The 15,381-nt window shown below is 70.2% G+C and carries 14 protein-coding genes; 10 read left to right on the top strand and 4 right to left on the bottom strand.

Annotated elements, in window-relative coordinates:
- Positions 1-36: 36 nt before the first annotated feature.
- Together HUO13_RS15635 and HUO13_RS15630 are read right to left on the bottom strand one after the other, a co-directional pair.
- Positions 37-372, bottom strand: a complete 336-nt coding sequence (locus tag HUO13_RS15635; RefSeq protein ID WP_211902062.1) for an indolepyruvate ferredoxin oxidoreductase subunit alpha — start codon at positions 370-372, stop codon at positions 37-39.
- Positions 373-393: 21 nt separating this feature from the next.
- A complete protein-coding gene (locus tag HUO13_RS15630; RefSeq protein WP_211902061.1) occupies positions 394-1,380 on the bottom strand; it encodes an NAD(P)/FAD-dependent oxidoreductase in 987 nt (328 codons plus the stop codon).
- Positions 1,381-1,641: 261 nt separating this feature from the next.
- Here HUO13_RS15630 and HUO13_RS15625 point away from each other — a divergent pair, with 261 nt between their 5' ends.
- The 10 genes from HUO13_RS15625 (at position 1,642) to HUO13_RS15585 (ending at position 11,731) form a co-directional block, all read left to right on the top strand.
- The gene (locus HUO13_RS15625; RefSeq protein WP_211902060.1) at positions 1,642-2,868 is read left to right on the top strand and encodes a Rieske 2Fe-2S domain-containing protein; all 1,227 of its coding nucleotides are present in this window, start codon (positions 1,642-1,644) and stop codon (positions 2,866-2,868) included.
- Positions 2,869-2,909: 41 nt separating this feature from the next.
- Entirely contained in the window at positions 2,910-3,866 is a 957-nt protein-coding gene (locus HUO13_RS15620) for a hypothetical protein (RefSeq protein WP_211902059.1), read from the top strand.
- On the top strand, positions 3,863-5,179 hold the full coding sequence (locus tag HUO13_RS15615; RefSeq protein WP_211902058.1) for a M20 family metallopeptidase: 1,317 nt from the start codon (positions 3,863-3,865) through the stop codon (positions 5,177-5,179). Before HUO13_RS15620 ends, HUO13_RS15615 begins: the two co-directional genes overlap by 4 nt.
- A 13-nt stretch (positions 5,180-5,192) precedes the next feature.
- Positions 5,193-6,080: an alpha/beta fold hydrolase gene (locus HUO13_RS15610; RefSeq protein WP_211902057.1), complete on the top strand. Its 888-nt coding sequence runs from the start codon at positions 5,193-5,195 to the stop codon at positions 6,078-6,080.
- Positions 6,077-6,205 (top strand): hypothetical protein, encoded by a 129-nt coding sequence (locus HUO13_RS38090; RefSeq protein ID WP_282976631.1) that lies wholly within the window; start codon positions 6,077-6,079, stop codon positions 6,203-6,205. The genes HUO13_RS15610 and HUO13_RS38090 overlap by 4 nt, the downstream gene beginning before the upstream one ends.
- A 29-nt stretch (positions 6,206-6,234) precedes the next feature.
- Positions 6,235-7,089: an alpha/beta fold hydrolase gene (locus HUO13_RS15605; RefSeq protein ID WP_211902056.1), complete on the top strand. Its 855-nt coding sequence runs from the start codon at positions 6,235-6,237 to the stop codon at positions 7,087-7,089.
- Positions 7,089-8,054: a quinone oxidoreductase family protein gene (locus HUO13_RS15600; RefSeq protein WP_211902055.1), complete on the top strand. Its 966-nt coding sequence runs from the start codon at positions 7,089-7,091 to the stop codon at positions 8,052-8,054. The genes HUO13_RS15605 and HUO13_RS15600 overlap by 1 nt, the downstream gene beginning before the upstream one ends.
- A 76-nt stretch (positions 8,055-8,130) precedes the next feature.
- Positions 8,131-8,925: an IclR family transcriptional regulator gene (locus HUO13_RS15595; RefSeq protein ID WP_211902054.1), complete on the top strand. Its 795-nt coding sequence runs from the start codon at positions 8,131-8,133 to the stop codon at positions 8,923-8,925.
- Positions 8,926-9,136: 211 nt separating this feature from the next.
- Entirely contained in the window at positions 9,137-9,865 is a 729-nt protein-coding gene (locus HUO13_RS15590; RefSeq protein WP_211902053.1) for a GAF and ANTAR domain-containing protein, read from the top strand.
- Between the two features lie 306 nt (positions 9,866-10,171).
- Complete coding sequence (locus HUO13_RS15585) at positions 10,172-11,731, top strand: alanine/glycine:cation symporter family protein (RefSeq protein WP_211902052.1); 1,560 nt, start codon at positions 10,172-10,174, stop codon at positions 11,729-11,731.
- A 92-nt stretch (positions 11,732-11,823) separates the two neighbouring features.
- On the opposite strand, the gene HUO13_RS15580 is transcribed toward HUO13_RS15585, so the two are convergent.
- Both HUO13_RS15580 and HUO13_RS15575 read right to left on the bottom strand, forming a co-directional pair.
- Positions 11,824-14,367 (bottom strand): PEP/pyruvate-binding domain-containing protein, encoded by a 2,544-nt coding sequence (locus HUO13_RS15580; RefSeq protein WP_249124868.1) that lies wholly within the window; start codon positions 14,365-14,367, stop codon positions 11,824-11,826.
- Between the two features lie 213 nt (positions 14,368-14,580).
- Complete coding sequence (locus HUO13_RS15575; RefSeq protein ID WP_211902051.1) at positions 14,581-15,372, bottom strand: SDR family NAD(P)-dependent oxidoreductase; 792 nt, start codon at positions 15,370-15,372, stop codon at positions 14,581-14,583.
- Positions 15,373-15,381: the final 9 nt, after the last annotated feature.

The raw sequence follows: 15,381 nt of genomic DNA, 5'->3' as shown, positions 1-15,381 counted from the left end.
AGGAGGGCGCCGGGTGGCCCGGCGCCCTCCTCGCACTCACAAGGCGCTGACCATCGGCGTGTCGACGCCCACCTCCCCGACGGCTGCGGCACCGCCCGGGTTGCCCAGGGGCGCATCCCGGCCCGGCAGCGCCTGCTCGAAGAACGCGATCGAGTCGGCGACGAACACGGCCTTGCTCTCGTCGGAGCGGGCCTTGCGGTCGGCGAAGATCGCGTCGACCGGGCATTCGGGTTCGCACGCGCCGCAGTCGATGCACTCGGCGGCGTTGATGTAGCTCTTGCGGTCGCCCACGTAGATGCAGTCGACGGGGCAGACGTCCAGGCAGGCGCGGTCGGTCACGTCGACGCAGCCGGCTCCGATGACGTAGGCCATGGTTCTACCTCCGGTGGTTGGTCAGGAGTTCTCGGTGGAGTGACCGGGAAACAGGGACAGCTCCGGGTCGAGCCGCACCGCGGCGTTGTTGACCGCGGTCGCGACCTCCCCGAAGCCGACCGACATCAGGCGGACCTTGCCCTCGTACTCGGTGACGTCCCCGGCCGCGTAGACGCGGTCGAGGCTGGTGCGCATCCGGGTGTCGACCAGGATGGAACGTCCTCGCAGGTCCAGGCCCCAGTCGGCGAGCGGGCCGAGGTTGCTGACGAAGCCCAGGGCCGCGATGACGCTGTCCACGGCGAGCACCTGCGGCCGGTCCTCGCCACGCACCCGGATGCGCGCCTGGCGGACCGCCGCGTCGCCGGTGAGCGCCTCGACCTCGGCATCGGTGATGATCCGTGTGCCCGACGCGGCCACGGCGGTGACGTTCGCGGCGTGCGCGCGGAACGCCGAACGGCGGTGCACCAGGGTTACCGAGCGGGCGATCGCCCGCAGCGCGAGCGCCCAGTCCACCGCGCTGTCACCACCGCCCACGACCAGGACGTCCTGGCCGGCGTGGGCGACCGGGTCGGCGACGAAGTAGCTCAGGCCGCGTCCCAGGAACTCCTCGCCTGCAGGCAGGGGACGCGGGTTGAACGTGCCGATCCCGGCGGTGACGACCATCGCGCCGGCGTCGACGACCTGCCCGTCGGACAGCGTCACCTGAGGCCGCCCCGCCGGGCCGCGGGTCAACGACACCGCCTGCCTGCCGAGCAGGTACTCCGGCTCGTACCTCCCGGCCTGCTCCAGCAACGCGGCGACGAAGTCACGGCCCCGCATCCGCGGGATTCCCGCCACGTCCGCGATCTCCTTCTCCGGGTACAACGCGGAGATCTGCCCACCGGGTTGCGGCAGGCCGTCGACTACGAGCGTGCGCAGCCCGCGGAAACCGGCGCAGTACGCACCGTAGAGGCCCGTCGGGCCCGCGCCGACCAGAAGTATGTCGGTGGTGATGGGCGATGTGGTCATGGTGCCGACCTCCGGCAGTCACTCTGTCTGAAATGGACGGACGTCGTCCGGCGCTCTGCGTCCGCACACTAGGCGCGCCGGCGCCCGCCATCCCCAGATCGCGGACCGGTGAACGGACCACCCGCCCGTTGCACGGTGGCGGTCCGGTCAGCGGACCACCGCCCTTGGGCTCCAACCCCCTCGGTGGTGGACTCCTGGCAGGTTCCGGTCTCGCGCCGAGCAGGCCCCGTTCGTGGGCGTCGAACATCGATTGGAGTTCTCATGGACGCAAGAAACGGGGACAGCGCCACCACACCCCGCCGACGCCCGTCGCGGCTGGGCAAGCTGCCGGGACGGCAGGACTGGTCGAGCTGGCCGCACTACCAGGCGGCAGCCTCGGGTTTCCGGGGTTACTGGTACCCCGTCGGCTATTCGTCGCGCTTCGGCAGCAAGCCGAAGCAGATCACGCTGCTCGGTCGCAAGATCGTGCTGATCCGCGACGGCGGCCGGGTGTACGCGCTGAAGGACCGCTGCCCGCACCGGGGCGTCCCGCTGAGCGAGGGCAACCAGCAGTTCCCGGGCACCATCTCCTGTCCCTACCACGGCTGGACCTTCGACCTGGAAAGCGGTGAGCTCAAGGCCGCCATCACCGACGGCCCGCACTCCCCCATCTGCGGCAAGGTGGTCCAGCCGACCTACGACGTCGCCGAACGGCTCGGCATGGTGTGGGTGTTCGTCGGCGACGGCGAGCAGGCCCCGCCCATCGACGAGCAGCTGCCCGAGGAGCTCGTCGGCAACGCCGCCGTGGTCGGCTCCCGCATCCAGCCGAGAGAGGGGAACTGGCGGTTCGCCTGCGAGAACGGCTACGACGAGGGGCACGCCAAGTACCTGCACCGCACCTCCCTGTGGCGGCTGTTCAAACCGATGCCGGTGTGGAACGAGACCCGGATCATCCAACGTGGACGGTGGATCTACCGCGTGCAGGAAAAGCAGTACTGGGACGCCGATTTCCCCGGGCTGGGCAGGTGGAGCAGCCAGGCCTGGTACAAGATGAAGCCGCCGAGCAAGGTCGGCAACATCGGCAACACCAGCACCCACCGCGAGGTGAACCCGGTGATCGCCGCCCAGGAGTTCCCCGGTTTCGCGTCGGTCAGCATGCCCGGCGTGCTGCGGATCGTGTACCCGACGTTCATCCACTACGAGTTCTACGTCCCGGTCGACAACGACAACCACCTCTACGTCGGTGTGATGGCGAGCTTCGACCGGGGCATCAGGACGATCCCCTTCTACCTCAAGTACCTCGGGTTCGTCCGCTGGCTGTTCCACGGCCAGTTCTCGGCGCAGGACAAGTGGATGGTCGAGGTGACCGACGCGCCGCCGGAGAAGCTCTACCGCCCGGACGACTCCCTGCTCAAGTGGCGCAAGCTCGCCGAGGACACGTGCGAGGAGCGGGCGGAGCGGCTGCGCGGCGAGGGCATCGAACCGGCCGCGGCACCGACCGAGAACTGACCACCCAGCCCACCCGGGCACCGTCGACGGGAGCAAGGCACATGGCACGGATCGTGCTCGGGGTCGGAGCCTCCCACTCCACTCTGATGAACACGCACTGGGACCAGGTCGTGCACACCGACCGCGCGGAGCGCTTCCGCGACGCGCTGGCCACGGCGCGGGACGCAGTCGAGGCCGCACGGCCCGACATCGCGATCATCGTCGGGTCGAACCACTTCCGCGGGTTCTGGCTCGACATGATCCCCGCGTTCACGCTCGGCGTCGGCGAGGTCATCGGCGCCGGCGAGGCCGGGACGCCCTCCGGCCCGCAACACAGCGACCCGGCCTTCGCGCAGGCGCTCGCCGAGGAACTCGTCGAGCGCGGCACCGAGGTCGCGATCTCCGCCCGCCTCCAGATCGACCACGGTCAGACCCACGCCATCCAGTACCTCCTGGACGGGCTCGACGTGCCCGTCGTCCCACTGGTGGTGAACGTGTTCGCGGCCCCGCTGCCGCGGGCCGACCGCAGTGCCGAGCTGGGCCGCAACCTCGCCGCCGCCGTCGAGGCGTTGCCCGAGGACCACCGGGTCGTGGTCATCGCCTCGGGAGGTCTGTCCCACCAGTTGCCGTGGCCCGCCGACTGGCGGGCGCCCGAAGGCGCCGACGAGGAGTTCCTCGTCGAGGCCTGGCTCAACGGCCGGGGCGAGTGGGAGCGCTACGACGCCCGCCGCCGCGAGATCATCACCGCGGCCCAGCCGGTGATCTTCCCGGAGTTCGACGAGCGGTTCCTCGCCGACCTCGAACGCGGCCTGCTGGAGCAGTACGCGGGGATGAGCAGCGACGAGATCGGCAAGGCCGCCGGCAACGGCGGGCAGGAGCTGCGCACCTGGCTCGTCATGGCGGCGGCGCTGGGCTTCGCGCCCGGACGCAGCCTCGCCTACTCGCCGATGCCCGAATGGCTCACCGGGATGGGGGTCGCGGTGATCGATCCGGCGGTCGGTCAGGAGGTGTCGCCATGACCCGCACCGGCCCCGCGGAGCAGCACGAAGCGCTGGCGCGAGTGCTGGAGCACGTCACCGAGGACCGGCTCCGGGAAGCCGCGCGCTCGGTGACCGCGGTGCCGAGCCCGACCGGCCGCGAGGCTCCGCTGGCCGGCCTGCTCTCGCGGCGCCTGGCGGCCGCCGGGTTCCAGGCCACGACCCAGCATCTCGACGAGTTCCAGGCCAACGCGGTCGGCAGGCTCCACGGGCGCGGTGGTGGTGCGGATCTGATGCTCTACGCACCGATCGACACGCTCACCACCGGGACCCCCGAGCTCGACGTGCCGTGGATCGGCCCGCAACTGCGACCCGACATGCTGTCCGAGGCCCGCGACGAGGGGCCGTTCGTGTCGGGTCTCGGCGCCAGCAACCCGAAAGGCCACGCGGCGTGCGTCCTGGTGGTCGCCGAGGCGCTGGGATCCGTCGGCCCGGAGCTGCCCGGCGACGTCGTCGTGGCATTCGGCGCCGGCGGCATGCCCACCAACGCGATCGAGGCCCCGACATACCCGGCACGGGCCAACACCGGCCACGGCGTCGGCTGCTCGTTCCTGCTGGAGCGCGGGTGGCACACCGACCACGCCGTGATCGCCAAGCCCGGCGACTTCGTGGCTCACGAGGAGGTGGGGCTGTGCTGGTTCGAGATCACCGTGCCCGGCATCCACACCTACTCCGGCAGCCGCCACCGGCTGCCCTACCGCAACCCGGTCGTCACCGCCGCCGAGGTGGTGACCAGGCTCGAAGCGTGGCTGGCCGACTACCCCGCCCGGCACCGGACCGCCACGGCCGCGCCGCAGGGTGTGATCGGGTCGATCGCGGGCGGATGGGAACGGATGCCCGCGGTCACGCCCGCGGTGTGCCGGATCCGGCTCGACCTGCGCATCGCCCCCGGGGTCACGCCGTTGGCGGCCAAACGGGAACTCGCGGCGTACGTGGCGCACCTGTCGGCCGAGCTTGAAGCCGACCTGGAAGTCGAGCTCGTGCTGGCGATACCCGGCAGTCACACCCCGCCCACCGCTCCGATCGTGCGCACCGCGGTCTCCGCGTGGGAGCAGACCGCCGGAACACCTCACCAGCCGGTGCCGGACAACAGCGGTGCGACCGACTCGAACATCCTGCGCGCCAGGGGAATTCCCTCTGTCCGCATCGGAATGCCGAAGGTGACCACGGAGGAGTTCGAGGTCGACTTCAGCCGCGGCATGAACACCGTCGACGTCCGTGCCATGCGCCGCCTCTGCGAGGTGCTGGCGCGCATCGCCCTGTCCGCCACCGGCAGCCAGGCCCCCGGCGAATGACGAAGGGACTTCCATGACACCACCGCCCGAAAGCCACTACGCGGACGGAGGCGGAATCCGCTACCACTACCACGACCTCGGTAGCGGCTCCGACACCGTCTTCCTGCACGGTGGCGGCCCCGGCTGCACCGCGTGGAGCGACTTCGGACCGGTCGCGCCGCTGTTCGCCGCCGACCGCCGCTGCCTGCTGGTGGACATCCAGCAGTACGGCAAGTCGGCGAAGTCGCGCATCACCGGCCCGATGTGGGACCACCACGCGGCCAAGACCGTGGCACTGCTCGACACCCTCGGCGTGGAGCGCGCCGACTTCGTCTGCAACTCGTGGGGCGGCACCATCGCGCTCAACCTCGCCGCGAAGTACCCGGACCGGGTCGGCGCCCTGGTGGTGACCGGGAGCATGCCGGTGTTCTACGGCCCTCTCGCGCCGCTTCCCGAAGGCGGACGCCGCGGTCGCAACGCCCGCGACGTCTACTACGGAGGCGAGGGGCCGACGCGCGAGAAGATGCGTCAGCTGATCACCAGGCTCGAATGGTACGACGGTGACGAGCTGCCGGCGGAAACGCTGGATCTCCGGTACCAGCAGAGCCTCGACCCCGGAGAACGGGAACTCGCCGCGATGTCGGACTCACCACGCGGCGAATGGCAGGACCTCACCGGGGAACTCGGGCGGATCCAGGCACCCGTGCTGTTCGTCTGGGGCATGCACGACGCCTTCCTCACCCCGGACTACCCGCTGATGCTGGCCCGCATGGTGCCGCGGGGAAACCTGCACGTCATGGACCGCGTGTCCCACCACCCGCAGGAGGAACGCCCGAACGCCTTCCACGCGGTGGTGACCGGGTTCCTGGACTCACTGCTCCCCACATTCGCTCACGCAGCCGAAAGAGCCACCACACCATGAGCAACGCCAGGAACCGCACGGTCAAACTCCTGATCAAGCTGTCCGTTGTGGCCGCTTCAGCGACGGCGCTGCGCAAGCTCGCGGCCCGCAGCAACACGCAAGTGCACCGCATCAACCAGAAGTGACCACTTCCCACCGCACCGGAGCAGCCGCTATGAGCATCTGGACCGAACTGAGCCCGATCGCCCACCGAGTCGAGTACGTCGACGCGGGCGGCGTCCCGACCCGTTCGCTGCGCGCCGGCAACCCCGACGCCCAGGCCGTGATCTTCCTGCACGGCACCAGCGGGCACCTCGAAGCGTTCGCCCGCAACATCGTCGCCCACGCCGAGTACGACCTGCACGCCATCGACATGCTGGGCCACGGGTACACCGGCAAGCCCGACCGCCCCTACGAGATCGCCGACTACGTCGAGCACCTGCTCGCCTACCTCGACGCGGTCGGCGTCGAGCAGGCCCACATCGTCGGGGAGTCCCTCGGCGGCTGGGTCGGGGCGCGCACCGCGATCGAACACCCGCACCGCGTGCTGAGCCTGCAACTGCTGTGCGCCGGAGGCACCGTCGCCCGCCCGGAGGTCATGGAGCGCATCCGCAACAGCACGAAGCAGGCGGTCTCCAGCGACGACGTGGAGCTGACCCGCAAGCGGATGCGGCTGCTCATGGCCGACGACGCCGACGCCACCGAGGAGCTGGTCGAGGTCCGGCACGCGATCTACCACGAGCCCGACTTCGTCGCCAACGTCGACAACCTGCTGTCCCTGCAGGACATGGAGCGCCGCCAGCGCAACCTGCTCCGGCCGGAGCACCTCGCGCGCATCACCCAGCCGACGCTCATCGTCTGGGGGCGGCAGAACCCGTTCGGCGAGGTGCCGGAGGCGTCGGCGATGCACGAGGCCATCCCGGGCTCGCAACTGGAGCTGTTCGACGAGTGCGGGCACTGGCCCCAGCACGAGCAGGCCGGCCAGTACAACCCGATCAGCCTGGCGTTCCTGCGCAAGGCGGCGGCCTGATGCGGGCCGCCAGGTTCCACGCGTGGGGCGCACCGCCGGCCGTCGACGACGTGCCGGAGCCCGTCCGCGAGCAGGGGCGGGTGCTGGTCGAGGTCCAGGCGGGCGCCGTCGCTCACCTCGACGCCACCATCGCGGGCGGAGACTTCAAGATGCGGCCCGAACTGCCCTACATCGGAGGTGTCGAAGGGGCCGGTGTCGTCCTGGAGTCCGATGACGACTCCGGTTTCGAGCCCGGATGCCAGGTGATGCTGCGCGGCGGTGGTCTGGGCATGCTCCGGGACGGCACCTGGACCGAGCGCGTCAGCGTGTCGCCGAAGGCGTTGACCCGGCTCAACACACCGCTGCCGCCCGAGGTCGCGGCGACCTTCTTCGTCCCGGCCACCACCGCCCACGTGGTGCTGCACGACGTCGCCCGGCTCGAGGCGGGCGAGGAGGTCATCGTCGTGGGCGCGGCAGGCGCGGTCGGCTCGATGGTCGCGCAACAGGCCATGGCGGCCGGCGCCACCGTCATCGGCGTGGTCGGACGTGAGGACCAGCTGGCGGACGTGCCCGACGGCGCCGAGGCGGTGGCCACGACCTCGCCCGACGCCGTGACCCGGCTGGCCGAGGCGCGATCGGCCTCGCTGCTGGTCGACACCCTCGGCGGCGAGGACCTCGTCGGGCGCACCCGCTGGGTGAGCCAGGGCGGCCGCGCGGTGGTGATCGGGTATGTCGCCGGGACCGGGGTCTCCATCGACCTGCCGTCCTGGCTGCTCGACGACGTGGCGTTGCTCCCGGTGAACATGATCAGGCGAGAGCACCGCGCCAGGGAGGTGGCGGGCGAGCTGGTCGAGAAGCTCTCAGCCGGAGAGCTGCACGTCGCGGTCCAGCAGTTCGACCTCGCCGACGCCGCCGCGGCACTCGACGAGCTGAGGGCGGGACGCCTCCGGGGCCGAGCGGTGGTCACCCCGCATGGCCTGGGATAGCAACCGCCCCGTGGCCGGGTTCGGCCAGCGGACCGTTCCGTTGACCGAACCCGGTCCGCTGGCCGAACCTTCGCCGATGCGACGTGACCTCGAGGAACGGGCGGTGCGGCCCGACGCCGGCGCGAACAGCGTGCTCGGCAAGGTGCAGCTCATCCTCGATGCCTTCGGCCCCGACGACGAGCACCTGAGCCTCACCGAGCTCTCGCGGCGCTCCGGGGTCGCCAAGGCATCGGTCCACCGCCTCGCCCAGGAGCTGCTGCAGTGGGGCGTGCTCGAGCGGCGGGGATCGGACTACTGGCTCGGGATGCGGCTGTTCGAGATCGGCCAGCGGGTGCCGCGGCAACGAATCCTGCGCGAGGCCGCCCGGCCCTACATGGAGGACCTCTACCACGCCACGAACGAGACCATCCACCTCGCGGTGCTCGACGGCCTGCACGTGCTGTACCTGGAGAAGGTCTCCGGACACGGGCAGGTAAGCCGCCCGTCCAGGGTCGCGGGCCGGATGCCGCTGCACTGCACCGCCACCGGCAAGGTGTTCCTTGCCTTCGGGCCTCCTTCACTCGTCGACGAGGTGATGGCCACACCGTTCGAGCGGCTCACGCCGCACACCGTCGCCGCGCCGGGAATCCTGGTGCAGGAGCTCACGCGCGCCCGCGCCGCCGGCTACGCCGTCGAGCACGAACAGACCCGCATCGGCTACCTCAGCGTCGCGATCCCCCTCGTCGGCGCCACCGGCGCGACCATGGGCGCGCTGTCGGTGACCGCACCCGTCTTCCGCGCCGACGTGGACAAGTACGCGGGACTGCTCGCCATGGTGAGCCGCCGCGTCACCAAGACCATCACCGCCATGAGCTCCAGCGGCCACTCCTGATCCGCGTCGTGGCGCAGGGCGGCGAGTGATGGACACCGCCCATGGAACGTCTGTCGATCGTCTGTTCTGGACTGCGAGCAGGGGCCGCCTCTGCGCTGTGTATGATCATGCACCGGTAGCCGGTTGAGCCAAAGCCGCTCCGCCGCAGGGGTGACGTGTACCCGTTTCGGGTCATGTTGTCACGCCGCGGCGGTAATCACGAAAGACGCGGATGGCAGACGAGACCGACTACTACGACTTCGCCCGGGCACTGGCTTCGGTAGCACGCCGGCTGGCGGGCACACCCGACGTGGCAGCCGCATTGCGGGCGATCACCCAGGCTGCGGTGACCGAGGCGCCCGGGGTGGACTACGCGGGGATCAGCTGGGTCGAGCGCCGCCGCGAAGTGACTGCGCAGGCCCCGACGCACGAGCTGGTGGCCTATTGCGACCAGCTGCAAACCGAGCTCGGCGAGGGGCCGTGCCTGCAAGCCATCCGCTCGCAGAACACGGTGGTCGTCGACGACCTGGCAAACGATCCCCGGTGGCCGGCGTTCGCCGCGCGTGCGGTCGAGCGAGGGGTGCGCAGCGTGCTCTCGCTTCGGCTGTTCGTCGGACGGGAGACCTTCGGCGCGCTCAACCTCTACTCGCGCAGCCCCGGCCAGTTCGGCGAGCGTGTGCGCATCGTCGGTGAGCTGTTCGCCGCGCTGGCCGCGGTGGTGATCTCCGGCAAGCTCCGGGAGGACCAGCTCAGCCAAGCGCTGCTGAGCCGGGATGTGATCGGCCAGGCCAAGGGCATCCTCATGCAGCGGTACGCGATCACCGCCGAGGAGGCCTTCGACCGGCTCATCGCAACCTCCCAATCGGCCAACATGAAGGTGCGCGAGGTCTCCGCCAAGCTGGTCGGCCGCGACGGCTCGGACCTGTCGGACGACCGCGCCGGACCAGGGGTTGGTTCCTGACAGGTTTCTCCCGCCAGGGGTGGGGTCACCGCCTACCGGCTCTGGACCCTGCTCGTGGCGACCGCACTCACCCTCACGCTCAGCGGCCTCATCGTGATCGTCCAGGTCGCCGTCGTCGCAACCCGACCAGCGGCCTTTCCGGCTGACGCACAAGGAAAAGTCGGGCCAATCCGGCGGATTCGAAGCGCATTCGTCCGACTACACAAAGTAGCGATCAACACTTTCATGCAACGGGACGGACTCGGTTTCACACTTACGAGACATCTCAGACTTATGACACGCAACACGCGGTGCTGAACTCTTCGAATGGCCGAGACATCAGCAGCTGCCGCGCCCGCGCTCACCAGCGAGAGCGGGACGCTTGGGAACATCGAGAGCACCATCAACTCCGCGTTCGAACCGATCAAGGACGCCTTCTACAACGTCGTGTTCGGAGAGGTCACGGTCTTCGGTGTGACCTTCCCCTGGATCGTGGCGTGGCTGGTGATCGCCGCCGCGGTGTTCACGGTGACCTTCGGGTTCATCCAGATCCGCGCGTTCAAACTCGCCGTGGACCTGGTCCGGGGCAAGTACACGAGCAAGGACGAACCCGGCGAGATCAACCACTTCCAAGCGCTGTCCTCGGCGCTGTCGGGCACCGTGGGCCTGGGCAACATCGCCGGCGTCGGCGTCGCCGTGACGATCGGCGGCCCCGGTGCCACGTTCTGGATGATCATGTGCGGCCTGCTGGGCATGGCCACCAAGTTCGTCGAGTGCACCCTCGGCGTGAAGTACCGCGAGATCGACGCGGACGGCACCGTCTCCGGTGGCCCGATGCACTACCTGCGCAAGGGCTTGGCCGAACGCATCCCCGGCCCGGCGGGCGCGGCGATCGGCAAGGTGCTCGCGGTGCTCGCGGCTCTGATGATCCTGTTCTTCGCCATCGCCGGCGGCAACATGTTCCAGGCCAACCAGACCTTCGCCCAGCTCCGGGACGTCACCGGCGGCGAGACCGGCCTGCTGGGCGGGGACGGGGCCGCGCTGGTGTTCGGCGTGGTGCTGGCGATCGTCGTCGGCCTGGTGATCATCGGCGGGATCAAGTCCATCGGTGCGGTGACCAGCAAGCTGGTGCCGGCCATGGCGGTCATCTACATCACCGCGTGCCTGATCGTCATCGGGGTAAACATCACAGCGGTGCCGGGTGCGATCGTCGAGATCATCGCGGGAGCCTTCACCCCGGCCGCCGGGTTCGGCGGCGCGATCGGCGTGCTCATCGTCGGGTTCCAGCGCGCGGCGTTCTCCAACGAGGCCGGGCTCGGGTCGGCCCCGATCGCCCACTCGGCGGTGCGGACGCAGCACCCGGTCACCGAGGGTCTGGTCGCGCTGCTCGAACCGTTCATCGACACGGTGATCATCTGCACGATGACCGCCCTGACGATCGTCATCGCCAAGACCCAGTTCTGGCAGGACGCCCAGGCCACCGTCATCGCGGGCGGCGACACCCCGGACGGCGTCACCGTCACGTCGGAGTCGTTCGCCACGGTGCTGCCGTGGTTCCCCTACGTGCTGACCATCGCCGTCGTGCTGTTCGCGGTGTCCACGATCATCACGTGGGGCTACTACGGCCAGCGCGCGTGGCTGTTCCTGTTCGGCAAGAACAAGGCCAGCGAGCACATCTACAACGTCGTGTTCTGCCTGTTCGTCGTCGTCGGATCCGTGCTGACCCTGACCAGCGTCCTCGACTTCGCCGACGCCGTGCTGTTCGCACTGGCGCTGTTCAACATCATCGGCCTGTACATCATGATCCCCGTCGTCAAGCGGGAACTGGCCGAGTACCGCGCCAAGATCCGCAACGGCGAGGTGCGGAAACTCGAGAAGACCGGCTGACCCTGCAACGGGCGTGGGCCGCGGTCGGTGCCGTCATCCGGGCACCGACCGCGGCAAAGCCGGCGGACTCGTGGACAGCCTTCTTGGGATCGTCACCGATCCTGCTCCGCGCCGGGCTGCGCCGACGACCGTTGCGCCAAGGCCGTGTCCGGAGCGGACTCCCGCTCACCTTCCGGCTGCACGATGCCTGCGGAGCCGTCGACGCTGATCAGGTCTCCGGTCTGGATCCGCTGCGTGGCGTCGCGGACGCAGATGACCGCGGGAATGCCGTACTCGCGGGCGACAGTCGGCCCGTGCGCGGTGGGCGAGCCGGTCTCCGTGACGAGTCCGCCCGCGGACAGGAACAGCGGCGTCCAACCGGGGTCGGTGGTCGGCGCGACCAGGATCTCGCCCGGTTCGATGTGGGCCGTGGCCGGGTCGTGGACGACCCTCGCCCGGCCGGTCGCCCGCCCCGGTGCGGCGCCCATCCCGGTCAACGTGCCGTCCGCGGGCGGCTGGTACGGCGCGACGGCTTCGAGGTCCGTCCCGTCCGACAGCAGCGCGACGGGCACGCGGCGGCGTCTCAGCTCCCGCTCGTGGACCGCCCGCCGCGCCCTCACCAGCTCCCGCTGGTCGGTGCCCCTGACCGCGGCCCCCATCTCCCGGAAGTCCAGGAACATGATGTCGTCGGCGCGGTCCAGCAAGCCGCGCGACATCAGGTCGTCGCCGACCAACAGCACCTGTCGGCGCGTCTCGGCCAGCGGGTACAGCCAGGCGAACTTGCCCAGTTCGCGCAAACCGGTCAGCTCGCGCGTGCGGCGCAGGAAGAACGCGGCGAGCCGTCCTCGAACGGGCCGCGTGCGGCGGGCCCGCCGGACGAGTTCGTCGATCTTGGCTTCCGCGGCGGCCGCCGCCCGCTCGAACCGCCGGTCCGGTGCCTGGTCGGAGTCGGTGATCCGCAGGTAGTTGGCGATGGTGGCGAACAGTGGTGTGGGGTCCTCCGACCAGCGCGGCACCCCGATGTCCACCTCAGCCGCAGCGCGATGCCCGTAGGCGTCCAGGAAAGCGGTCAGACCGATGTCGGCCAGCCTCCCCTCCCGATACATCTCCGCCGCCTCGGCAGGCGACGTGGTGCGTAGCAACTCGCGATGCTCGTCGTCGAGATCGCGGACGAGCCGCCACAGCGCGAGGTCCATTTCCGTCGTGACGTTGTGCGGCAGGCCTCCCAGCACGGTGTTGAGTTCCGCCTCGGTCGCGATGCCCTTCAACAGGCTCCCCGGGATCTGGCTGACGAGGATGCCGGTCATCAACGACCACACGAGGTCCGCCGCCTCACGCCCCAGGAACGTCTTCTGCACGTCCTCGACGAAGCGCAGCCGGTCAGCCGCGGTGGCAAGCCCAGGCGGTGGGCTCGACCGGCGTCTGATCTCCTCGGTGCAGCGGAACGCACGCGCCCTGGCCGCGGCGGGCCGGGCGAGCGTCCGCGCGATCCCGGCCACCACCTCCGGCACCAGGCGCCGCGCCATCCGGAAGGCCGCGGACACGCGGAAAGGCAGGCCGCGCTCCGGGGCGAACCGCGGATCTGCCAGGAGCCGCTCCACGATCTCCACGCACCGCGGACCGTAGACGTGCATCGCCTCCGGCAGCCGCGCGCGGAACCACTTGCTGCGCAACAACTCCGTCAGGTCGAGGTAGAGGCGCCCGCCCGCGTCGACGACGCCCATGGCACCGAGGGAGTCCGCTTCGACGCCGTAGGCTTCGAACCACATGCCGGTGGCCAGGTGCAGCGCCGACATGCCGGCCGGGGTGAACGGACGCAGCATGCCCTGCATGTGGCCGACCTCGAAGTAGGCGCGTGGCTGCGCACTCGCCTCGGCGTTCGCGGGCAGCGGGAAGAGCGTCGTGATCGGCCGCGACTGCAACAGCCACAGCGTGCCGTCGTGGTCGATCGCCCACTCGACGTCCTGCGGGACACCGAACCAGTCCTGCAACCGGCCCCCGACCTCCCGCAGGGCTTGCAGCCTAGGCCGGTCGAGGCAACCGGACTCGGGCGGCACGCCGCCGTCGAGCACGTAATGATCGGCGATCCCGGAGCCGTCGACCACCGCTGTGCCGAGCCCCCGCGTGGCGTCGACGACCATCTCCGTGCGGCAGCCGGTGAGCGGGTTGGCGGTGAACAGCACACCGGCGAACTCCGCATCGACCATCCGCTGCACGACGACGGCCATGCGCACGCCCTCGTCAGCGATCCCGTTCGCGCGGCGGTAGGCCACCGCACGCTCGCTCCACAGCGAGTCCCAGCAGCGCTGAACCGCCTCGACCAGACCGTCGGCGCCCTCCACGTCGAGCAACGTGTCCTGCTGACCGGCGAAACTGGCGTCGGCGAGGTCCTCGGCGGTGCCGCTGGAGCGCACGGCCACGCGCCCGGCCCCCAGCCGCGTGTAGGCATCGACGAGCTGGTCCACCGGTATCGCACCGGACCTGTGCGCCTCGGTCGTCAGGCAGAAACCCGCGGGCACGCGGCGCCCCGCCCTGATCATCTCGCCGAGACCGGCGGCCTTGCCCCCGACCAGCTCCACCATGGACGCATCGATCTCAGCGAGATCGATGACGTGAACCTGCCGACGTGCTTGACCGGCCAGCATGACAGCTCCCATCCGTGGGCTCTTCCGTCACGCCGACCAGACTTCCCGGCACACCTTCGGCTCCAGCGGAGCCGCACTTCCGAGGCTAGCTCACGTTCACCGATTTCTGAAGACCGTGACAACCCGCACTCGGCGACGGCACACCGTCACCGCAACCGGGTCCGGGTGCGACGCACGCTGTACGAGACCGCCTCCGGACCGGGTTCGTCATCGTCGCTCCGGGCATCAGCGCATGTAGAGCCCACCGTTGGCGTCCCAGCAGGCGCCGGTGACCGAAGCGGCGTCCGGAGAGGCGAGCAGGGCGACCATCTCGGCGATGAAAGCCGGGTTGCCGAGCCTGCCGACGGGAATGGTTCTCCGATAGCTCTCGAGGTTCTCCTCGCCGACGATCGAGCGCACCATCGGGCTGTCCTGCGGCCCGGGCGAGACCGCGTTGACGGTGACTCCTCGGGGAGCGAGCTCGCGAGCGAAGACCTTGGTCGCCGAGATGATCGCTCCCTTGGACGACGCGTAGTGGCCGCCGGTCGCGGTGCCACCGTTCTGCCCGGCCAGCGACGCCATGTTGACGATCCGGCCGTAGCCGTGCTCGGCGAGGTACGCGCCGAAGATCTGGCAGGCGTTGAACATGCCGTTGAAGTTCACCGCCATGACGGCGTCGAGCTCGTCGGGCGTGATCTCCAGCAGCGGCTTGGCCTGGGTACGAGCGGCGTTGTTGACCAGGATGTGCACGCCGTGGAAGTCGGCGAGGACGTCGGCCAGCAGTTGCTCCAGAGCGGCGCGGATGCTCACGTCGGCGGCGTATCCCCGTGCCGTGGCGCGGGTGCCGTCGAGTTCCTCGGCCAGCGCCGTAGCGGCATGGCCGTCGAGGTCGGCCACGGCGACGCGGCAGCCGCCGGAGTGAAGGCGGCGCACGATGACCTCGCCCAGTCCGTTGGCGCCACCCGTGACGACGGCGACCTGCCCCTCAGCGGTGCCCCCCGGCGTGTCTCTCACGGCTTCCTGGAAGTCCTGGTTCATCGAGTGCTC

It is taken from the genome of Saccharopolyspora erythraea, assembly GCF_018141105.1.
GTDB lineage: Bacteria > Actinomycetota > Actinomycetes > Mycobacteriales > Pseudonocardiaceae > Saccharopolyspora_D > Saccharopolyspora_D erythraea_A.
The sequence above is the reverse complement of the archived record's forward strand: the minus strand, read 5'-3'. Positions and strand labels throughout refer to the sequence as shown.

Coding starts and splice junctions, on each gene's coding strand:
- HUO13_RS15635 (WP_211902062.1), bottom strand. CDS start 372: ATGGCCTACGTCATCGGAGCCGGCTGCGTCGACGTGACCGACCGCGCC.
- HUO13_RS15630 (WP_211902061.1), bottom strand. CDS start 1,380: ATGACCACATCGCCCATCACCACCGACATACTTCTGGTCGGCGCGGGC.
- HUO13_RS15625 (WP_211902060.1), top strand. CDS start 1,642: ATGGACGCAAGAAACGGGGACAGCGCCACCACACCCCGCCGACGCCCG.
- HUO13_RS15620 (WP_211902059.1), top strand. CDS start 2,910: ATGGCACGGATCGTGCTCGGGGTCGGAGCCTCCCACTCCACTCTGATG.
- HUO13_RS15615 (WP_211902058.1), top strand. CDS start 3,863: ATGACCCGCACCGGCCCCGCGGAGCAGCACGAAGCGCTGGCGCGAGTG.
- HUO13_RS15610 (WP_211902057.1), top strand. CDS start 5,193: ATGACACCACCGCCCGAAAGCCACTACGCGGACGGAGGCGGAATCCGC.
- HUO13_RS38090 (WP_282976631.1), top strand. CDS start 6,077: ATGAGCAACGCCAGGAACCGCACGGTCAAACTCCTGATCAAGCTGTCC.
- HUO13_RS15605 (WP_211902056.1), top strand. CDS start 6,235: ATGAGCATCTGGACCGAACTGAGCCCGATCGCCCACCGAGTCGAGTAC.
- HUO13_RS15600 (WP_211902055.1), top strand. CDS start 7,089: ATGCGGGCCGCCAGGTTCCACGCGTGGGGCGCACCGCCGGCCGTCGAC.
- HUO13_RS15595 (WP_211902054.1), top strand. CDS start 8,131: ATGCGACGTGACCTCGAGGAACGGGCGGTGCGGCCCGACGCCGGCGCG.
- HUO13_RS15590 (WP_211902053.1), top strand. CDS start 9,137: ATGGCAGACGAGACCGACTACTACGACTTCGCCCGGGCACTGGCTTCG.
- HUO13_RS15585 (WP_211902052.1), top strand. CDS start 10,172: ATGGCCGAGACATCAGCAGCTGCCGCGCCCGCGCTCACCAGCGAGAGC.
- HUO13_RS15580 (WP_249124868.1), bottom strand. CDS start 14,367: ATGGGAGCTGTCATGCTGGCCGGTCAAGCACGTCGGCAGGTTCACGTC.
- HUO13_RS15575 (WP_211902051.1), bottom strand. CDS start 15,372: ATGAACCAGGACTTCCAGGAAGCCGTGAGAGACACGCCGGGGGGCACC.